The organism is Nonomuraea sp. MTCD27 (assembly GCF_041950495.1).
GTDB lineage: Bacteria > Actinomycetota > Actinomycetes > Streptosporangiales > Streptosporangiaceae > Nonomuraea.
This window is the reverse complement of sequence record NZ_JBGNUW010000021.1, coordinates 190,993-207,388: the sequence shown is the minus strand read 5'-3', so window position 1 is coordinate 207,388 and position 16,396 is coordinate 190,993. Positions and strand designations below refer to the sequence as shown.

Sequence of the window (16,396 nt, the reverse complement as noted above, 5' to 3'; positions counted from 1 at the left end):
ATGCCCCCGATGGAAGATCTCGACGAACTGGACCGCAAGATCCTCGCCGCGCTCCACGTGAACGGCCGGGCCAGCTGGACCGACATCGCCCAGCTGCTCGGCATCTCCACCACCACGGTGGCGCGCCGGGCCCAGCACCTGATCGGCGCGGGCCTGGCCCGGGTGGCGGTGCTGCCGCACCTGGAGCACGAGGGGCCCGTCCACGTGTTCATGGTGCGGCTGACCTGCGCGCCCGGCAGCCAGCTCAGGGTCGCGGGACTGCTGGCCAGGAACCCCGACATCCGGTACGTCACCATCGTCACCGGCGGGTACGACATCGTGTTCGAGCTGGTCGCGCCCAAGCACCGCGACCTGTACTCGATGCTGGTCGACTTCGTCCACTCCGTGCCCGGGGCCCAGCAGAGCAACGCCGACCTGGTGCTGCACACGTACAAGGTCAGCTACGACTGGAGCGTCCCGGTGCTGGGGGACCGGGCGGCGCCGTTCGCGCTGCGGCGGCCCGCGCACATGTGCGAGCGCGGGCACCTCGACGACGTCGACCGGGAGGTGCTCGCGGCGATGCGCGAGGACGGCCGGGCCAGCTTCCAGTCCGTCGGCCGCCGCCTGGGCATCAGCGAGAGCACGGCCCGGCGGCGGCTGGAGGCCATGCTGGAGCGCGGCTGCGCCACGATCACCACGTTCATCCCGGCCGCCGCGCTCGGCTACGAGGCGGAGATCCTGTTCTGGCTGTCGGTCGAGCCCAGCATGCAGGACAGCGTGGCCGAACGGCTGTCGAACGAGCGCGGCGTGCGGATGATCGCCTCCATGCTGGGGCAGGCGTCGCTGATCTGCGAGGTGATCGTGCCGACCACGGCCGACCTGCACCATTTCACCTCCCGCACGCTGGCCTCCGTCCCGGGGATCCAGTCGTGGACGGCGGGCGTGCAGGTGCTGACCGTCAAGCGCGGCTTCCTCATGGTGCCCTGGGCCGAGGACCGGATCGCGGCGGCCCTGGCCGGTTGACCGCTCACAGGGGCGGGAACGGCAGGCCGCTCGTGTCCAGCTCGAACGAGCCCCGGGCCACGGCGAGCCGGCGGCCACCGCCGTCGGACGCCTCCGGCAGGAGCTCGACCGGCAGCGTGAAGCCGCGCCTCCTGGACGCCAGGCGGGGCCACTCGTGCACCTCCTCGATCGACCCCCCGCCCTGCTTCCTGAGCTCCGCGACGAGGGCCCGCTCGGCGGCGTCGCCCCACGTGTCCGGGGTGCCGGCGAACGCCGCCGGGTCCTCCTTGACGGCCGCCTCGTGGACGCCGCGCAGGACGGGCCCCGCCCGGCCGCCCGACACCATGTTGGCCGGGGCCCTGATGTGCCAGCGGTAGACCAGCGCCATGCCGCGCTCGGAGGTGACCACCTCCTTGACGCGGGCCGGGCGGGGCCCGTCCGGCGACGGCACCGTCCACGTGGGCGGACCGGCGGGCGCGTCCCAGGGGGTCTCGCCGATGTCGCGGATCCGCAGCCGCGCCATGGGCCACATCGCGCGGCGGAAGCCGTCCACGGTACGCGCGGCCATCTGGAAGCGGTAGAACCAGTGCCAGCCGCGGAACATGTCGTACTCCTCGACCGTGGCCAGCGGGCGCCGGCCGCCGCCCTCCTGGGGGACCGCGGGCCGGGAGGTGTACTTGCGCTGGTTCTCGTCGAACAGCGCCGCGCCGTTCGCGCCCCAGGCGAGGGCGACGTCGATCCCGAAACGCCCGACGGCCTCCGCGAACGCGACGCGGTCGGTGGCCTTGAGGTAGGCGAGGAAACCCGGCAGCTCGGCCTCGCCGACGGCGGCCCCCGGGGCGGGGCCGGCGGCCAGGCCCGCCGTCCAGTGGCACGGCCCCAGCGAGACGAACGCCCGGTCGTAGGCGTTGAGGCCGTCGAAGTAGCCGACCGCCTCGACCTCGCTCACCGCGCGCACCACCTTGTACGTGCTGAGGGGCGCGCGGTCGGCCGCGTCGAGCAGCTCCCGCAACGTGGGCCCCCGTCCGCCTCCGCCCTCGCTCCCGTCGTGTCCGGGGGCGGGCAGGAGGTGCTCGGGCAACATCTCGCCCTCCGGCCGCCACGTGTGCCCGAACTCCGGCCAGGACCGGGGCCCCTGCCAGTCCGGCGGGACGTCCGGGGGCGGGGTGCCCAGAACCCGCCAGTCGCCGGCCACGTCCAGCTCCGGGTGCGCGGGGGCGACGGGCGGGCGGGCCGGGCGCGGCCAGGTCCGGGTCAGGTCGCGGACGTAGAAGCGCGGTCCGTTCGCGGTGACCTCGCGTCCCCAGACGTTGCCCGCCCAGACGCCGCCCGCCTCGACGCTGCCTGCCTCGACGTCGTTCGCCCCGGCGTTGCCTGCCTCGATGTTGCTCGCCTCGGCGTTGCCCGCCCGGCCGTCGGTCATCCGGTGCAGGCGGTCCGGCTGGTTGTCGCGCAGGTCCCACGCCTCCACGACGATCGGGCAGCGCCGCCGCCGCTGCTTCCAGCGGCGCAGCACGAACCGGGTCCACGGGTTCACCACACCGGTGATCGGCTCCGCGTACCGCTCGTAGAAGCGGGCGGGCACCGGGACGAGCCGGTCCGACCAGCGGATCAGCTCGACTTCGGCGCCCGCGGCATGGGCGGCGGCGACCGTGTCCTGCACGCCGCGCGTCACCCCGAACCCGTCGGCGGTGACGCCGCCGACTTCGAGGACCTCGCCGTCCACGCACACCCGGAACGGCGGGGCGGCGGGGAACGCCGAGCGGGGCCCGGCCTTCAGCACGGGGGAGTCCGCCGCCATCCCCTCGGTGAGCGTCGCCCGGCCGGGCTCGCGCTCGGTGGCGGAGTCGGGCAGCGAGGCGTAGCGCTGGAACTCCATGACCGCCAGCCACGTGGCCGTGGTGAAGGTGGTCGCGTCCGCCGGGGCCAGCAGGAAGCCCAGCTCGCGCAGGTCCCGGTGCAGGTCACGGACGTGCGTGGTGCCCGTCAGCTCCGGCCGCTCCTGGCCGCCGTACCGGGCGGGCGCTTCGGGGGCCGGGTCCCGGTCGCCGGGCCGCAGGTCGTACTCGCCGTACAGGCCGGACGTGGGCCGGATGAGGGCCGCCAGCAGCCAGGCGAGCATCTGGTCGAGGTCTTCCAGCATGAGCCGTCACCTGCCGTGGATCGTCGTGGCACCGCCTCCTCGACGGTAGGCCCGCCCGCGCCTGCCCGCCCCAGGGAGCGCACTAGGGAAACCTCTGGGCGTCCGAGCCGCACAGCGTGGGCCCGTCTTCTCCCATCGGAAGCCCGTTGACTCCCGTTAGCGGGTGTAACGGTGCTTGGCCCCCGGCGGGAAGTACTCCGGGTCGCCGGCCTCCCGGAGCCGGATGAACGGCATCTGCTGCTGCTTGGGGACATAAGCCGCGAACTCGCTGTTGAGCCGCAGGAGCTGGGCGTGAATGGACGCGCCCACCGCCTGGGCCACCTCGTCGGACGGCTTCTCGCCGGGCATCAGCTCCACCGTCACCGTCAGGTGCCGGTCCCGGCGCTCGTCCTCGGCCACCTCCACCACGAACTTGCCGGTCACCGCCCCGCTCACCTCCGGCTGCTCCAGGCCGACCGCGATGTTCTCCGGGTAGACGTTCGCGCCGTAGTAGGACACGGTGAAGTGGCTGCGGCCGAAGACGTACACGAACGGGCGCTCGGGGCCCCGGGCGCGCGGCTCGAAGCCGCGCTCGCGGACGAAGCCCAGCAGGTCACGGTACGGGATGACGCCGCCCTCGTCGGCGATGTGGTAGCGGATGAGCGGGACACCGTTGTCGCCCGAGAACAGCAGCGTGCCCTCGTGCTCCTCGAAGAAGCGGACCCCGGGGTCGTACTGGACGAGGGTCGGCAGCCGGGACTCGCCGAACAGGTCCCTGGCCGTGCGCGGGCGGCCGGCCAGGAACCTGCGCAGCTCGACCGACAGCGGGGTCTCGTTGCCCAGGACGCCGGCGTCGGCGGTGCCGTACAGGGAGGCGATGCCGCGTACGGGGTCGGCGATCCCGGCCCGCTCGGCGACCAGCGCGCGCCACTCCTCGCTGAACACCTCGCCCGCCGTGACCAGCTTGACGTTCCAGTCCGCCCAGGGCAGGTCCTCGGTGTCGATGACGTTCTTCAGGAACGGCGGGTAGCCCAGCAGCACGACCTGGTCGAAGTGCGGGGCCAGCTCGGGGAGCACCCGCAGGATCTCCCGCCGGTCGGTGCCCGGGGCGACCACGGTGATCGGGTAACCGCGTTCGGCCAGGTGGCGGCAGCAGCCGACGGTGAACAGGCCGCCCACCCAGGTGCCGAGGGCGAAGCAGACCACGGCCAGGGTGCGGCGCTCGCCGGCGTCGAAGGAGTCCCTGAAAACCTCCTCGAAGCGGTCGGCGATCACCCGCTCGTCGCCGACCGAGCGCGGCCAGAACGACGGCACCCCGGTGGACCCCGACGAGACGGCGATCATGTCCCCGATCACACCGTCCCTGCACAGGTCGGGGAGGGGGTGACGGCTGGTGTAGTTCTCCTTGGTGGTCATGGGCAGGCTCGCGAAGTCGGCCAGGGTCACGATCTTCGACGGCTCCACGCCGTGCTCGGCGAGGAACCTGCCGTAGGCGGGGACGGTGGCCGCCACCTGATGGAAGAGCTCAACCGGGTCCATCCGCCGACTGTACGACGAGGGGGCGGGGGAGCGGAACGCGCATAAGATCGTTCTCTGTAACGAAACGAACGCTGAAAGTGATGACTCTGTGAATTCACGGGGGTGACTCACCACATGAGGATCATTGACCGGCTGTGCCCGGCTGGCGCGGCCTTACTGGGAGCGGCGGTGCTGGCGTTGAGCGGCTGCGAGGGCGGCCCGCCCGACCCGGTCGTGGACACGACGACGGCCTCGCACGACCAGGAGGAGCAGGCGCCGCCGAAGAAGGATCAGGGGCCGGCCGCGCCGGGGTGCCCGGAGGGCGGTGGTGACGCGGTCGACCCCGCCTGCCCGAGCGTCCGGGCGGGGGAGACCTCCGAGGGCGGCATCACCGAGCTGCCCACCGCCGAGCCCACCGAATCGTACGAGACTCCGACGCCCGATCCGGAACCAGAGCCGGAACCAGAACCCGAGCCGGAGCCGGAGCCGATGCCCGAACCAGAGGATTCATGACCGGAATCCCAGACAGCGAGCCCGGGAGCAGGGCACCAGACGGCTCCCGGGCCGGCGTCAAGATCGACCCGATCGCCCTCAGCACCTTCCTGCTCACCTCGTCCGCCACCGTCGTCATCTATGTCGGCTGGATCTACACCGACAGCTACCTGGAGCTGTTCCAGCTCAATGCCTCCGCCATCGGCTACCGGCTCGACGAGTACGCCCTGCGCGGCCTGAACATCTTCCGGTCCGACATCCTGCCCTGGCTGGCGGTGCTGCCGCTCGTCTGGCTCGCGATCGGCCTGCAACGCGACATCGCCCTGCGGCGGAAACTGCTCGGGGGCGGCGGCCTGGGCCTGACCGCCACCGGGCTGATCCTGGCGGCGGTGGCGCAAGGCGGCGGCTCGGTCAACACGATCCTGATCCTGCTCCTCATCGCGTTCGGCCTGCCCATGCTGGTCGCCCCCTTCCGGGACCGGCCTCTGGGACGCAGCGCGTTCATCATGGCGGCCGGTGTCGCCATCCTCTGCCTCCTCTGGAGCGCCGCCCTGTTCGCCCAGATCCGGGGCAGGGAGGCGGCGCGCGAGTTCGCCGCCGGCCTGCCCCGCCGCACCCAGGTCTCGATCTTCGCCAAGGACCAGCTCGCGCTGAGCGCCGTGGGCGTCACCAGGACCGACCTGCCCGAGGGGGCGTACCGCTACCGCTACGACGGCCTGCGCCTGCTGCTCAGCCGCGAGGCCAAGCACTACCTGGTGCCCGCCATGACGTACGAGCAGTGGCGGACCGGCTATGGGCGGACCATCCTGGTGAGTGAGAACGAGGCCATCCGCATCGAACTGCTGCCCGGCTTCCGCTCCGGATAGCCGTCACCGCCCGCGCTCCCCGCCCACCCTTACTCACCCGCCACCCTTACTCGGCCGAGCTCGCCCGCCCCCGCCTCACCGGCCGCGCGTCGCCCGCTTCGCCTCACTCGTGCCGCCTCACTCGTGCCGCCTCACTCGCCCGGCCGCACCAGCCCGCTCTCGTACGCGAACACGATCGCCTGGGCCCGGTCGCGCAGCCCGAGCTTCATCAGCACCCGCCCCACGTGCGTCTTGACCGTCTGCTCGGCCACGAACAGCTTCCCGGCGATCTCCTGGTTGGACAGCGCCTGGGCGACCAGCGTGAGCACCTCGGTCTCCCGCTCGGTCAGCTCCTCCACCCGCCTCCCGGTCGCCGGCCGGGGCGTGCCGAGCCGGGCGAACTCCGTGATCAGCCGCTTCGTGATCGCCGGGGCGATGAGCGCCTCCCCGGCGGCGACCACGCGTACGGCCTCGGCGAGCTGCGCCGCCGACGCGTCCTTGAGCAGGAACCCGCTCGCCCCCGCCCGCAACGCCTCGTAGACGTAGTCGTCGAGGTCGAACGTCGTCAGGATGAGCACCCTCGTCGAATCCTGGCGCGCCAGCAGCTCCCTGGTCGCCTCCAGGCCGTTCATGACCGGCATCCGCACGTCCATGAGCACCACGTCCGGGCGCAGCTCGGCGGCCCGCTCCACGGCCTCCCGCCCGTCGGCCGCCTCTCCGACGACCTCGATGTCCGGCTGGCCGCTCAGGAACACGGTGAACCCCGTGCGCACCATCCCCTGGTCATCGGCGATCAGAACCCGTATCAAGCGCTCTCCCTCTCCGCGATCGGCAACGTCGCGCGTACCTCGAACCCTCCGCTGGCAAGGGGCCCGGCGTCGAGCGTGCCACCGAGCAACGCCGCCCGCTCCCGCATGCCCACCAGCCCCTGCCCCGCCCCGCGCCCGGCCCTCTCCCCTGGGGCGGTGCCCGGTCCGTTGGTGATGCGCAGCCGCAGCTCGCCGCCCTTGCGGGCGACGTCCACCGCCACCGTGGCGCCGGGCGCGTGCCGCATCGCGTTGGACAGCGACTCCTGCACGATCCGGTACGCCGACAGCTCCACGGCCGGCGGCAGCCCGTCGAGCGTGCCGCTCCGCTTGACCAGCACGGCCAGACCGGCCGCACGTGCGTTGGCGATCAGCTCCTCCACCCGGTCGAGCCCCGGCTGTGGCGCGGTGTCGGTACGGCCATCCTGGTCGCGCAGGACGCCGAGCACCTGACGCAGCTCCGCGATGGCCTCCAGCGACAGCCCCCGGATCTCGGCCAGCCCCGCCTCCAGCTGCGCGGGATCGCCCGCCGCCTTGAGCGGCACCGCCTCCGCCTGGATCGCGATCACCGACATGTGGTGCGCGACCACGTCGTGCAGCTCCCGCGCGATGCGGGCCCGCTCCTCCAGCACGGCCTGCGCGCTCTCGGCCTGCCGGGTGCGCTGCTCCTCCTTCACCAGCTTCGCCGTGGCGGTGCGCCGGACGCGGACGTTGTAGCCGAACAGCACCGCGACAGACACGATGACGGCGATGAGCGGCATCGAGTTGGGATGGATCATCCAGGCGGCGAGCACCGTGATCACCCAGACACCCACGGAGATCCGCCGCTCGCAGCGGACGGCGACGGAATAGAGCACCATCAGGTAGGTGAGGATCGCCGACACGGGATAGGGCGGATCGCTCTGGACCAGCGTGATGTCGACCCACACGACGACCGGCATCCCGGCGATCGCCACCCGCCAGGCGGCCAGCGGCCACCGGTGGCGCAGCGCCATGGGGAGGGAGACGCCGATCGCCGTCAGGTAGGCGAAGAGCTCGGACACCGGCCCGGGCGCGTTCCCGTGGAGCGCGAGCGTACGGGCGGCCCCGGCGTTCCAGTCGAGCACCATGGAGAGGGTGAGCCCGTAGAGGACGATCGCCAGGACGAGATCGGCGGCCTGGACCAGGTTGTAGGTCCGGAACGGGACCAGGATGCCGAGCGGGCGCGGCACCGGATAGGTCAGGCGGGGCGTGGCGGCCGGAGGATCGGCGTCCCCCTGGAACAACGCCAGCCCGAACGGCCGCACGACCGCCGTCGCCGCCTGCCGCACCCGCCCGCCCGGCTCCGGCCGTTCCCCGCCCCCATCGCCACGACCCCCGGTGTCGGGACGGTCTCCGCCCCCATCACCACGACCCCCGGTGTCGGGACGGTCGCCGGCCCCGTCGTCAGGACCGCCCGCGTCAGGCCGGTCGCCAGCCCGATCGCCACGATCGTCCCTTCCCGCGCTTCGCAGGCGGCCGTGCGCGAGCGCCTGGCCGAGTTCGCGCACGCGCCGGACGAGAATCACCCGGTCAAGCTTAGGAGCCGCCCAGGCGGAAGGCGTCACACCCAGGTTTGATTCTTCCTCACCCTCAGGTATCGCTTACATGATTACGATCGCCCTGAGCGAACATCAGCAATGAAGGGAACAGCACCAGGCTCCGATGAGTTGAGCCGGTATAACTCAACCCTTTGGAGTTCGCATGAGTGAGAGCTTGATCCTCCCGGTCCTGCCGCTGGACGACGAGGTCGTCCTGCCGGGCATGGTGGTTCCGCTGGACCTGTCCGACTCCGAGGTGCGCGCTGCCATAGAGGCGGCCCGTGCATCCGGTGGCAACAAGCCACGGGTCCTCCTCGTTCCCCGGATTGACGGTCGTTACGGCGCGATCGGTGTCCAGGCCGTGATCGAGCAGGTCGGGAGGCTCCCGGGCGGTGAGCCGGCGGCAGTGGTGCGTGGCGTGAACCGCGTGCGCGTGGGCACCGGCACGACCGGACCGGGCGCCGCGCTGTGGGTCGAGGCCGACACGATCGACACCGTCGCGGCCGGCGAGCGCGCCCATGAGCTGGCCAAGGAATACAAGGCGCTGGCCACCACCATCCTGCAGAAGCGCGGCGCCTGGCAGGTGGTCGACCAGGTCAACCAGATCGACGACCCCTCGGTGCTGGCCGACAGCTCCGGCTACACCCCGTGGCTGACCACGGCGCAGAAGGTCGAGCTGCTCGAGGCCGCCGACCCGGCCGAGCGGCTGGCCAAGCTGATCGAGTGGTCCCGCGAGCACCTCGCCGAGCTCGACGTCGCCGAGACGATCCGCAAGGACGTCCAGGAGGGCATGGAGAAGCAGCAGCGCGAGTTCCTGCTGCGCCAGCAGCTCGCCGCCGTGCGCAAGGAGCTCAAGGAGCTCAACGGCGACTCCACGGAGACCGAGGAAGAGGACTACCGGGCCCGGGTGGAGGCCGCCGACCTGCCGGAGAAGGTGCGCGAGGCCGCACTCAAGGAGGTCGACAAGCTGGAGCGGACCCCCGACCAGTCCCCTGAGACCGGCTGGATCCGCACCTGGCTCGACACCGTGCTCGACATCCCGTGGAACGAGCGCACCGAGGACAACTACGACATCACCGGCGCCAGGGCCGTGCTCGACGCCGACCACACCGGCCTCGACGACGTCAAGGACCGCATCATCGAGCACCTGGCCGTGCGCAAGCGCCGCCAGGAGAAGGGGCTCGGCGTGGTGGGCGGCCGCCGCAGCGGCGCCGTGCTGGCCCTGGCCGGCCCTCCCGGAGTCGGCAAGACCTCGCTGGGCGAGTCCGTGGCCCGCGCGATGGGCCGCAAGTTCGTACGCGTCGCGCTCGGCGGCGTCCGCGACGAGGCCGAGATCCGCGGCCACCGGCGCACCTACGTCGGCGCGCTGCCCGGCCGCGTCGTGCGCGCCATCCGCGAGGCCGGCTCGATGAACCCGGTCGTCCTGCTCGACGAGGTCGACAAGGTCGGCGCCGACTACCGCGGCGACCCCACGGCCGCCCTGCTGGAGGTGCTCGACCCGGCACAGAACCACACGTTCCGCGACCACTACCTCGAGGTCGAGCTCGACCTGTCCGACGTGCTGTTCCTGGCCACGGCCAACGTCCTGGAGGCCATCCCCGGGCCGCTGCTCGACCGGATGGAGGTCGTCACGCTCGACGGCTACACCGAGGACGAGAAGGTCGCGATCGCCCGCGACCACCTGCTGCCCCGGCAGCTGGAGCTGGCCGGGCTGACCGCCGAGGAGGTCACGGTCGAGGACGCGGCGCTGCGCAGGCTGGCCGCCGAATACACCCGTGAGGCCGGCGTCCGCTCGCTGGAGCGCTCGGTCGCCAGGATCCTGCGCAAGGTCACGGCCAGGGACGAGCTGCCCGTCACCGTGCGGGAGGACGACCTGGTCGACTACATCGGGCGGCCCAGGTTCGTGCCGGAGTCGTCGCTGCCCGAGGCCAAGCAGCGCACCTCGGTGCCGGGCGTGGCCACCGGCCTGGCGGTCACCGGGGCGGGCGGCGACGTCCTCTACGTGGAGGCGTCGCTGGCCGACCCGGAGACGGGCGAGACGGGGCTCACGCTCACCGGCCAGCTCGGCGACGTGATGAAGGAGTCGGCCCGGATCGCGCTGTCCTACCTGCGCTCGCACGGCGCGGAGCTGGAGCTGCCGGTCACCGCGCTGAAGGACCGCTCGGTGCACGTGCACTTCCCGGCGGGCGCCGTGCCGAAGGACGGGCCGTCGGCCGGTGTGACGCTGACGACGGCGCTGGCCTCGCTGCTGTCCGGGCGGCTGGTCCGCGGTGACGTGGCCATGACCGGCGAGATCTCGCTGACCGGGCGGGTGCTGCCGATCGGCGGCGTCAAGCAGAAGCTGCTGGCCGCGCACCGGGCGGGCATCACCACCGTCCTCATCCCGGCCCGCAACGAGCCGGACCTGGACGACGTGCCTGAGGAGGTGCGCAAGGAGCTGACCATCCACCCGGTCAGCGACGTGCGCGAGGTCCTGGACATCGCGCTCGCCCCGGCTCAGGTCGCCTCCTCCACCGTGGCGGCCTGACCCGCAGGGCCACTGCCCCGCCGCACCCGGCCTCCCGGGGTGCGGCGGGGCAGTCGCCTGTCCACCCGCACCGCCGGGACCGCCGGGACCGCCGGGACCGCCGGGACCGCCGGGACCGCCTGCACTCAACCACCCCCTGCACCGCCGCCGCCCGTTCTGTGCGTCCTGCGCGGTTTGCGGGAGCTCGCCAGGGCCGCCGTCGGGACGGCCTCCTGACGGCGGAACGCGGGGCCGCCAGGCCGACCTGTGGCGGAGCGTGACGCGGATCACGAAACAGACGGGGAATACAGGGATCTCACCACGTCGTTAGCAACGGCGTGAACGAGGCATACGTGACCGACCGCAGCGCCCCCAGGGACGCGGCGTGTCGCTGCATGCGTATGGGGCGAATGCCGGCCCGTTAGAGCACTCCGTCCGCCCGTTCTCCTCGAAGGTCGTCATGATCACACCTGGTTTCGTGCTGCGCAGGCTGAGCCACCTGCCGTTCCACCCGGGCACCCGCTGACCCCGAGCCCTCTCTTCCGGTGATGTACGTTCCCGCGGCCCCGCTGGCGGCCGCGCTCAGTCGTGGGGATTTTCCGTGATCCAGGCTTCAGGCCTGCGCAAGCAGTACGGCACCACCGTCGCCCTCGACGGCGTCGACCTGCACGTGCGCGAAGGCGAGATCTACGGCGTGCTCGGTCAGAGCGGCGCCGGCAAGAGCACGCTCCTGCGCTGCGTCAACCTGCTCGAACGCCCCACCGCGGGCACCGTCACCGTCGCGGGCCAGGACCTGACGGCACTCGGCAGCGGCGAGTTGAACCGCGCCCGCCAGCGCATCGGCATGATCCACCAGCACTTCGCCCTGCTCTCCTCCCGCACGGTCGCCGGGAACGTCGCCTTCCCCCTGGAGGTCATGGGCGTGCCCAGGGCCGAGCGCGAGCGCCGCGTCGCCGAGCTGCTCGAACTGGTCGGCCTGGACGGGCGCGGCAAGGATCGTCCCCACCAGCTCTCCGGCGGCCAGAAGCAGCGCGTCGGCATCGCCAGGGCGCTGGCCGGCAACCCGGCCGTGCTGCTGTCCGACGAGGCCACCTCGGCGCTCGACCCGGCCACCACGCAGTCGATCCTCGCGCTGCTCAAGCGCCTCAACGCCGAGCTCGGCCTGACGATCCTGCTCATCACCCACGAGATGAACGTCGTCAAGAGCGTCTGCGACTCGGTCGCCATCATGTCCCGCGGCCGCATCGAGGAGTCGGGCGTCATCGCCGACCTCATCAGGACCCCCGGATCCCGCCTGACGAGGGAGATCTTCCCGCTGCCCGAGCCCGCGCCGGCCGGTTCCGTGACGCTCACGTTCACCGGCGATCCCCGGCAGCCGGTGGTGTCGGAGGTGGTCAGGAAGTTCGACGTGGACCTCAGCATCCTGGGCGGCTCCATCGAGGAGCTGGCCGGGGGCTCGGTCGGCCGCCTGCGGGTCGCGCTCGACGGCGCCGACTCGACCGCCGCGCTGGCGTACCTGCGGGACTCCGGACTGATCGTCGAAGTGGCTGGGGAGGCCGCGTGACCTGGGAAGAGATGCTGCCGCTGCTGTGGCCCGCCACGCTGGAGACGGCGCAGATGGTCGGCTGGTCCACGCTGTTCACCGCGCTGCTCGGGCTGCCGCTGGGCGTGGCGCTCGTGGCGTTCGACCGGGGCGGGCTGCGGCCGGCGCCGGCGTTCAAGTCGGCGCTCGGGTTCGTGGTCAACGTCGGGCGGTCGCTGCCGTTCATCGTGCTGATGATCGCGATCATCCCGTTCACCAGGCTGGTCGTCGGGACCACCATCGGGACCGCCGCGTTCGTGGTGCCGCTGACCGTGGGCGCGGTGCCGTTCTTCGCCCGGCTGGTCGAGACGGCGCTGCGCGAGGTCGGCGCGGACGTGGTGCAGGCGGCCCAGGCCATGGGCGCGAGCCGGACCACGATCGTGCGCAAGGTCCTGCTGCCCGAGGCACTGCCCGGCCTGGTGGCGGGCCTCACCGTGACCGTGGTCGCGCTCATCGGCTACTCCGCCATGGCCGGCACGCTCGGCGGCGGCGGTCTGGGCGACCTCGCCGTCCGGTACGGCTACCAGCGCTTCGAGACGCTGCTCATGATCGTGACGGTCGTGCTGCTCCTCGTCATCGTGCAACTCCTGCAGAGCCTGGGCGACTGGGTCGCTCGGCGCCTATCGCATAAGTAAGGAAAAATCATGAAAATTCACCGCCTTGTGGGTGCCGTCGCGCTGGCTCTGTCGCTCGCCGCATGCGGTACGTCGCAGTCGGCGACGGAGGCGGGCACCAAGACCGCCGAGTCGGCCGACACCGTGCTGAAGATCGGCGCCAGCCCCGTGCCGCACGCCGAGATCCTGAACTTCGTCAAGCAGAACCTGGCCCCGGCCGCCGGGCTGAAGCTGGAGATCGTGGAGTTCACCGACTACGTCCAGCCCAACGTGCAGCTCGAGGAGGGCCAGCTCACGGCCAACTTCTTCCAGCACAAGCCGTACCTCGACGACTTCAACGCCACCAAGGGCACCAAGCTGAGCTTCGTCGCGCCGGTCCACCTGGAGCCGCTGGGCCTGTACTCCAAGAAGATCACGAACGTCTCGGCGCTGGCCAGTGGCGCGACCGTGGCCCTGCCGAACGACGCCACGAACCTGGGCCGCGCGCTCAAGCTGCTCGCCGACAACGGCGTGATCACGCTCAAGGACGGCGCCGGCACCGCCGCCACCGAGCGCGACGTGACCGGGAACCCGAAGAACCTGCAGTTCAAGCCGCTGGAGGCGGCGCAGCTCCCGCGTTCGCTGGAGGACGTCGACGCCGCGGTGATCAACGGCAACTACGCCATCGAGGCCGGGCTCAAGCCCGCCACGCAGGCCCTGGTGCTGGAGAAGACCGCGGGCAACCCGTACGTCAACGGCCTCGTCGTCCCGGCCGGCCACGAGAAGGACGCGAACATCGTGACCCTCGGCAAGCTCCTTCAGGACCAGAAGGTCAAGGACTTCATCGAGCAGAAGTACGAGGGCTCGGTCATCCCCGCGGAATGATTTCGAGTACGCCAGGGGAAAGATCGGGAATATCGCCTTGTCGATCCTTTTATGGCGTCAAGTGAATTGAAAGCGGCGCGCAATGCGGCGGGCGTACCAAGACGGGGTCAGCACAACCTCTCCCGAGGAGGCCCCGAAGTGCGATTCGTGTCACGAATCATGCTGGGTGTCACGGCCGCCGCATTGGTGGCGATAGGCGCTCCGGTCGCCGCGAACGCGACGACCACTTCCGCAACAACCGCCACATCCGCCTATGTCGTCGACTGGGGACCCTATTTCTCCGGCGACCACAAGGCCAAGGCCGACGGGCATGTGGCCGTCGAGAAGAAGCGCTTCAAGCACTGGTCCTGGAAGTGGGAGCCGGTCAAGAAGTGGGTCTGCAAGAAGGATCACAAGGGCGAGCGCCACTGCAAGTGGGTCGTCAAGAAGGTCAAGAAGTGGACGTGGGAGTGGCGGTTCAACCACTTCTACACCGTTCACAGCACGCTCACCAATGACAAGTGGTGGGGCAAGAAGAAGTGCGCGTGGGAGACGTTCAAGGTCGTGAACAAGGACGGCTCCTCGTACTTCAAGAGCTTCTCCTTCTGCGGGAAGCACTCGGCGCACTTCTCCTTCTCCGGTAAGAACGCCGCCCACATCTACGTGGACGTGAGCAGGGGCGACCGGCACCGCCCGACCGGCTACCACTCCGGCTGGAAGGACGTCTACCACGCGGCGGCCTGACCGCCCATTGAGCCGCGGCCTCGACGGCGAGGCCGCGGCTCTCGGCGTGCCGGGAAACGGGTTCTGGCGCGGCGGGCGATCAACCGAATAGTGTTCTGGTCATGTATCCGGGAGCCATCGCAGCAGTCACCCCAGACAAGCCCGCTGTGATCATGGCGGGCTCCGGGCAGGTCGTCACCTACCGCGAGCTGGACGAGGAGTCGAACCGGCTGGCCCACCTGTTCCGCGCGGCCGGGCTGCGGCCGGGTGACCACATCGCCTTCATGCTCGCCAACCACCCCCTCTTCCTGGCCGTCGCCTGGGCGGCGCACCGCTCGGGCCTGTACTACACGCCGATCAGCTCGCGGCTGCAGACCGACGAGCTGGCCTACATCGTGAACAACTGCGGCGCCCGGGTGTTCCTCTCGAGCGCGGACCTGGCCGGCGTCGCCACCTCCATCACCGCCACCACGCCGGACGTCGAGCTGCGGCTCATGCTGGACGGCGTGGCCGAGGGCTTCGAGTCGTACGAGGAGGCGGTGGCCAAGCAGCCGGTCACCCCGATCGAGGACGAGTGCACGGGCATGGACATGCTCTACTCCTCGGGCACCACGGGCCGGCCCAAGGGCGTCAAGCTGGCCTCCACGCACGGCCCGCTCGACGAACCCGGCATGCTGCTGCAGCTCATCAAGGGCCTGTTCGCGCCGTCGGAGGACAGCGTCTACCTGTCGCCCGCGCCGCTCTACCACGCCGCGCCGCTGCGCTACAGCCTGACGTTCCAGCGGCTGGGGGCCACGGTCGTGGTGATGGAGCGCTTCGACCCGGAGCAGTACCTGGCGCTGGTGGAGTGGTACAAGGTGACGCACTCGCAGCTCGTCCCCACGATGTTCATCAAGATGCTCAAGCTGCCCGAAGAAACCCGGACAAAATACGATCTTTCCTCCCTCCAGTACGCCATCCACGCCGCCGCCCCCTGCCCCGTCCCCGTCAAGGAGCAGATGATCGGCTGGTGGGGCCCGATCATCCACGAGTACTACGCGGGCACCGAGGGCAACGGCTTCCTCTACGTCGGCCCCCAGGACTGGCTCCAGCACAAGGGCACGGTCGGCCGCTCGCTGCTCGGCGTCGTGCACATCTGCGACGAGGACGGCAACGACCTGCCGCCGGGCGAGCACGGCACGATCTACTTCGAGAACGGCGGCCGCTTCGAGTACCACGGCGACCCCGCCAAGACCCGCTCCTCCCAGGACCCGCTCGGCCGGGGCTGGACCACGCTGGGGGACATCGGCTACCTGGACGAGGAGGGCTTCCTCTACCTCACCGACCGCCGCTCGTACATGATCATCTCCGGCGGGGTGAACATCTACCCGCAGGAGGCCGAGAACGTGCTGTCGGTGCACCCCAAGGTGGCCGACGTGGCGGTGTTCGGGGTGCCGGACGAGGAGATGGGGGAGCAGGTCAAGGCCGTGGTCGAGCCGGTGTCCATGGACGAGGCGGGACCGGGGCTGGAGGCGGAGCTGATCGCGTACTGCCGGGAGCACCTGGCCCACTACAAGTGCCCCAGGTCGGTGGACTTCCGGCCGGAGCTCCCCCGCCATCCGACAGGCAAGCTCTACAAGCGGCTGCTGCGGGACGAGTACTGGCCCGCGGAAAAGTAAAATCTGGAAATTTCTTCCGGCGCGGCACCCCTGGTCCTGACCTCGATCGATAAGGCCGGCATCAGGGGTCGACACCCCCCTGGATCACGGGCTTAACGTGCGCTTACGCGACTCTTGACACCCTTGAATCATCGGGATTTGAGGAGA

General features: G+C 71.1%; 13 protein-coding genes. 9 read left to right on the top strand and 4 right to left on the bottom strand.

Annotated elements, in window-relative coordinates; all coding sequences use genetic code 11:
• The first annotated feature begins 9 nt into the window (after positions 1-9).
• Positions 10-1,002 carry an Lrp/AsnC family transcriptional regulator gene (locus ACBJ59_RS46955; RefSeq protein WP_364112148.1) on the top strand — a complete coding sequence of 331 codons (993 nt, stop codon included), beginning with the start codon at positions 10-12 and terminating at the stop codon, positions 1,000-1,002.
• Positions 1,003-1,006: 4 nt separating this feature from the next.
• Here the strand turns inward: ACBJ59_RS46955 and ACBJ59_RS46950 are convergent, their stop codons facing one another.
• Together ACBJ59_RS46950 and ACBJ59_RS46945 are read right to left on the bottom strand one after the other, a co-directional pair.
• Positions 1,007-3,124 carry a hypothetical protein gene (locus ACBJ59_RS46950; RefSeq protein WP_375116564.1) on the bottom strand — a complete coding sequence of 706 codons (2,118 nt, stop codon included), beginning with the start codon at positions 3,122-3,124 and terminating at the stop codon, positions 1,007-1,009.
• A gap of 156 nt (positions 3,125-3,280) precedes the next feature.
• Complete coding sequence (locus ACBJ59_RS46945) at positions 3,281-4,642, bottom strand: phenylacetate--CoA ligase family protein (RefSeq protein WP_375116563.1); 1,362 nt, start codon at positions 4,640-4,642, stop codon at positions 3,281-3,283.
• A gap of 114 nt (positions 4,643-4,756) precedes the next feature.
• Here ACBJ59_RS46945 and ACBJ59_RS46940 point away from each other — a divergent pair, with 114 nt between their 5' ends.
• Positions 4,757-5,134: a hypothetical protein gene (locus ACBJ59_RS46940; RefSeq protein WP_375116562.1), complete on the top strand. Its 378-nt coding sequence runs from the start codon at positions 4,757-4,759 to the stop codon at positions 5,132-5,134.
• Positions 5,131-5,979 (top strand): hypothetical protein, encoded by an 849-nt coding sequence (locus tag ACBJ59_RS46935; RefSeq protein WP_375116561.1) that lies wholly within the window; start codon positions 5,131-5,133, stop codon positions 5,977-5,979. Before ACBJ59_RS46940 ends, ACBJ59_RS46935 begins: the two co-directional genes overlap by 4 nt.
• 131 nt (positions 5,980-6,110) lie before the next feature.
• On the opposite strand, the gene ACBJ59_RS46930 is transcribed toward ACBJ59_RS46935, so the two are convergent.
• Positions 6,111-6,767 (bottom strand): response regulator transcription factor, encoded by a 657-nt coding sequence (locus tag ACBJ59_RS46930; protein WP_364112154.1) that lies wholly within the window; start codon positions 6,765-6,767, stop codon positions 6,111-6,113.
• Positions 6,764-8,311 (bottom strand): sensor histidine kinase, encoded by a 1,548-nt coding sequence (locus tag ACBJ59_RS46925; protein ID WP_375116560.1) that lies wholly within the window; start codon positions 8,309-8,311, stop codon positions 6,764-6,766. Before ACBJ59_RS46925 ends, ACBJ59_RS46930 begins: the two co-directional genes overlap by 4 nt.
• A gap of 175 nt (positions 8,312-8,486) precedes the next feature.
• Here ACBJ59_RS46925 and lon point away from each other — a divergent pair, with 175 nt between their 5' ends.
• The 6 genes from lon (at position 8,487) to ACBJ59_RS46895 (ending at position 16,249) form a co-directional block, all read left to right on the top strand.
• Entirely contained in the window at positions 8,487-10,850 is a 2,364-nt protein-coding gene (gene lon, locus ACBJ59_RS46920) for an endopeptidase La (protein WP_375116559.1), read from the top strand.
• A gap of 580 nt (positions 10,851-11,430) precedes the next feature.
• The gene (locus tag ACBJ59_RS46915; protein WP_375116558.1) at positions 11,431-12,393 is read left to right on the top strand and encodes a methionine ABC transporter ATP-binding protein; all 963 of its coding nucleotides are present in this window, start codon (positions 11,431-11,433) and stop codon (positions 12,391-12,393) included.
• Positions 12,390-13,046 carry a methionine ABC transporter permease gene (locus ACBJ59_RS46910; RefSeq protein ID WP_364112164.1) on the top strand — a complete coding sequence of 219 codons (657 nt, stop codon included), beginning with the start codon at positions 12,390-12,392 and terminating at the stop codon, positions 13,044-13,046. The genes ACBJ59_RS46915 and ACBJ59_RS46910 overlap by 4 nt, the downstream gene beginning before the upstream one ends.
• Positions 13,047-13,055: 9 nt before the next feature.
• On the top strand, positions 13,056-13,889 hold the full coding sequence (locus ACBJ59_RS46905) for a MetQ/NlpA family ABC transporter substrate-binding protein (protein WP_375116557.1): 834 nt from the start codon (positions 13,056-13,058) through the stop codon (positions 13,887-13,889).
• Between the two features lie 147 nt (positions 13,890-14,036).
• Complete coding sequence (locus ACBJ59_RS46900; protein ID WP_375116556.1) at positions 14,037-14,612, top strand: hypothetical protein; 576 nt, start codon at positions 14,037-14,039, stop codon at positions 14,610-14,612.
• 101 nt (positions 14,613-14,713) lie between these two features.
• Positions 14,714-16,249 (top strand): AMP-binding protein, encoded by a 1,536-nt coding sequence (locus tag ACBJ59_RS46895; RefSeq protein WP_375116555.1) that lies wholly within the window; start codon positions 14,714-14,716, stop codon positions 16,247-16,249.
• Positions 16,250-16,396: the final 147 nt, after the last annotated feature.

Bases quoted from the DNA above. Each gene is read 5' to 3' on its own strand.
- ACBJ59_RS46955 (WP_364112148.1), top strand. From the start codon at position 10: ATGGAAGATCTCGACGAACTGGACCGCAAGATCCTCGCCGCGCTCCAC.
- ACBJ59_RS46950 (WP_375116564.1), bottom strand. From the start codon at position 3,124: ATGCTGGAAGACCTCGACCAGATGCTCGCCTGGCTGCTGGCGGCCCTC.
- ACBJ59_RS46945 (WP_375116563.1), bottom strand. From the start codon at position 4,642: ATGGACCCGGTTGAGCTCTTCCATCAGGTGGCGGCCACCGTCCCCGCC.
- ACBJ59_RS46940 (WP_375116562.1), top strand. From the start codon at position 4,757: ATGAGGATCATTGACCGGCTGTGCCCGGCTGGCGCGGCCTTACTGGGA.
- ACBJ59_RS46935 (WP_375116561.1), top strand. From the start codon at position 5,131: ATGACCGGAATCCCAGACAGCGAGCCCGGGAGCAGGGCACCAGACGGC.
- lon (WP_375116559.1), top strand. From the start codon at position 8,487: ATGAGTGAGAGCTTGATCCTCCCGGTCCTGCCGCTGGACGACGAGGTC.
- ACBJ59_RS46905 (WP_375116557.1), top strand. From the start codon at position 13,056: ATGAAAATTCACCGCCTTGTGGGTGCCGTCGCGCTGGCTCTGTCGCTC.
- ACBJ59_RS46895 (WP_375116555.1), top strand. From the start codon at position 14,714: ATGTATCCGGGAGCCATCGCAGCAGTCACCCCAGACAAGCCCGCTGTG.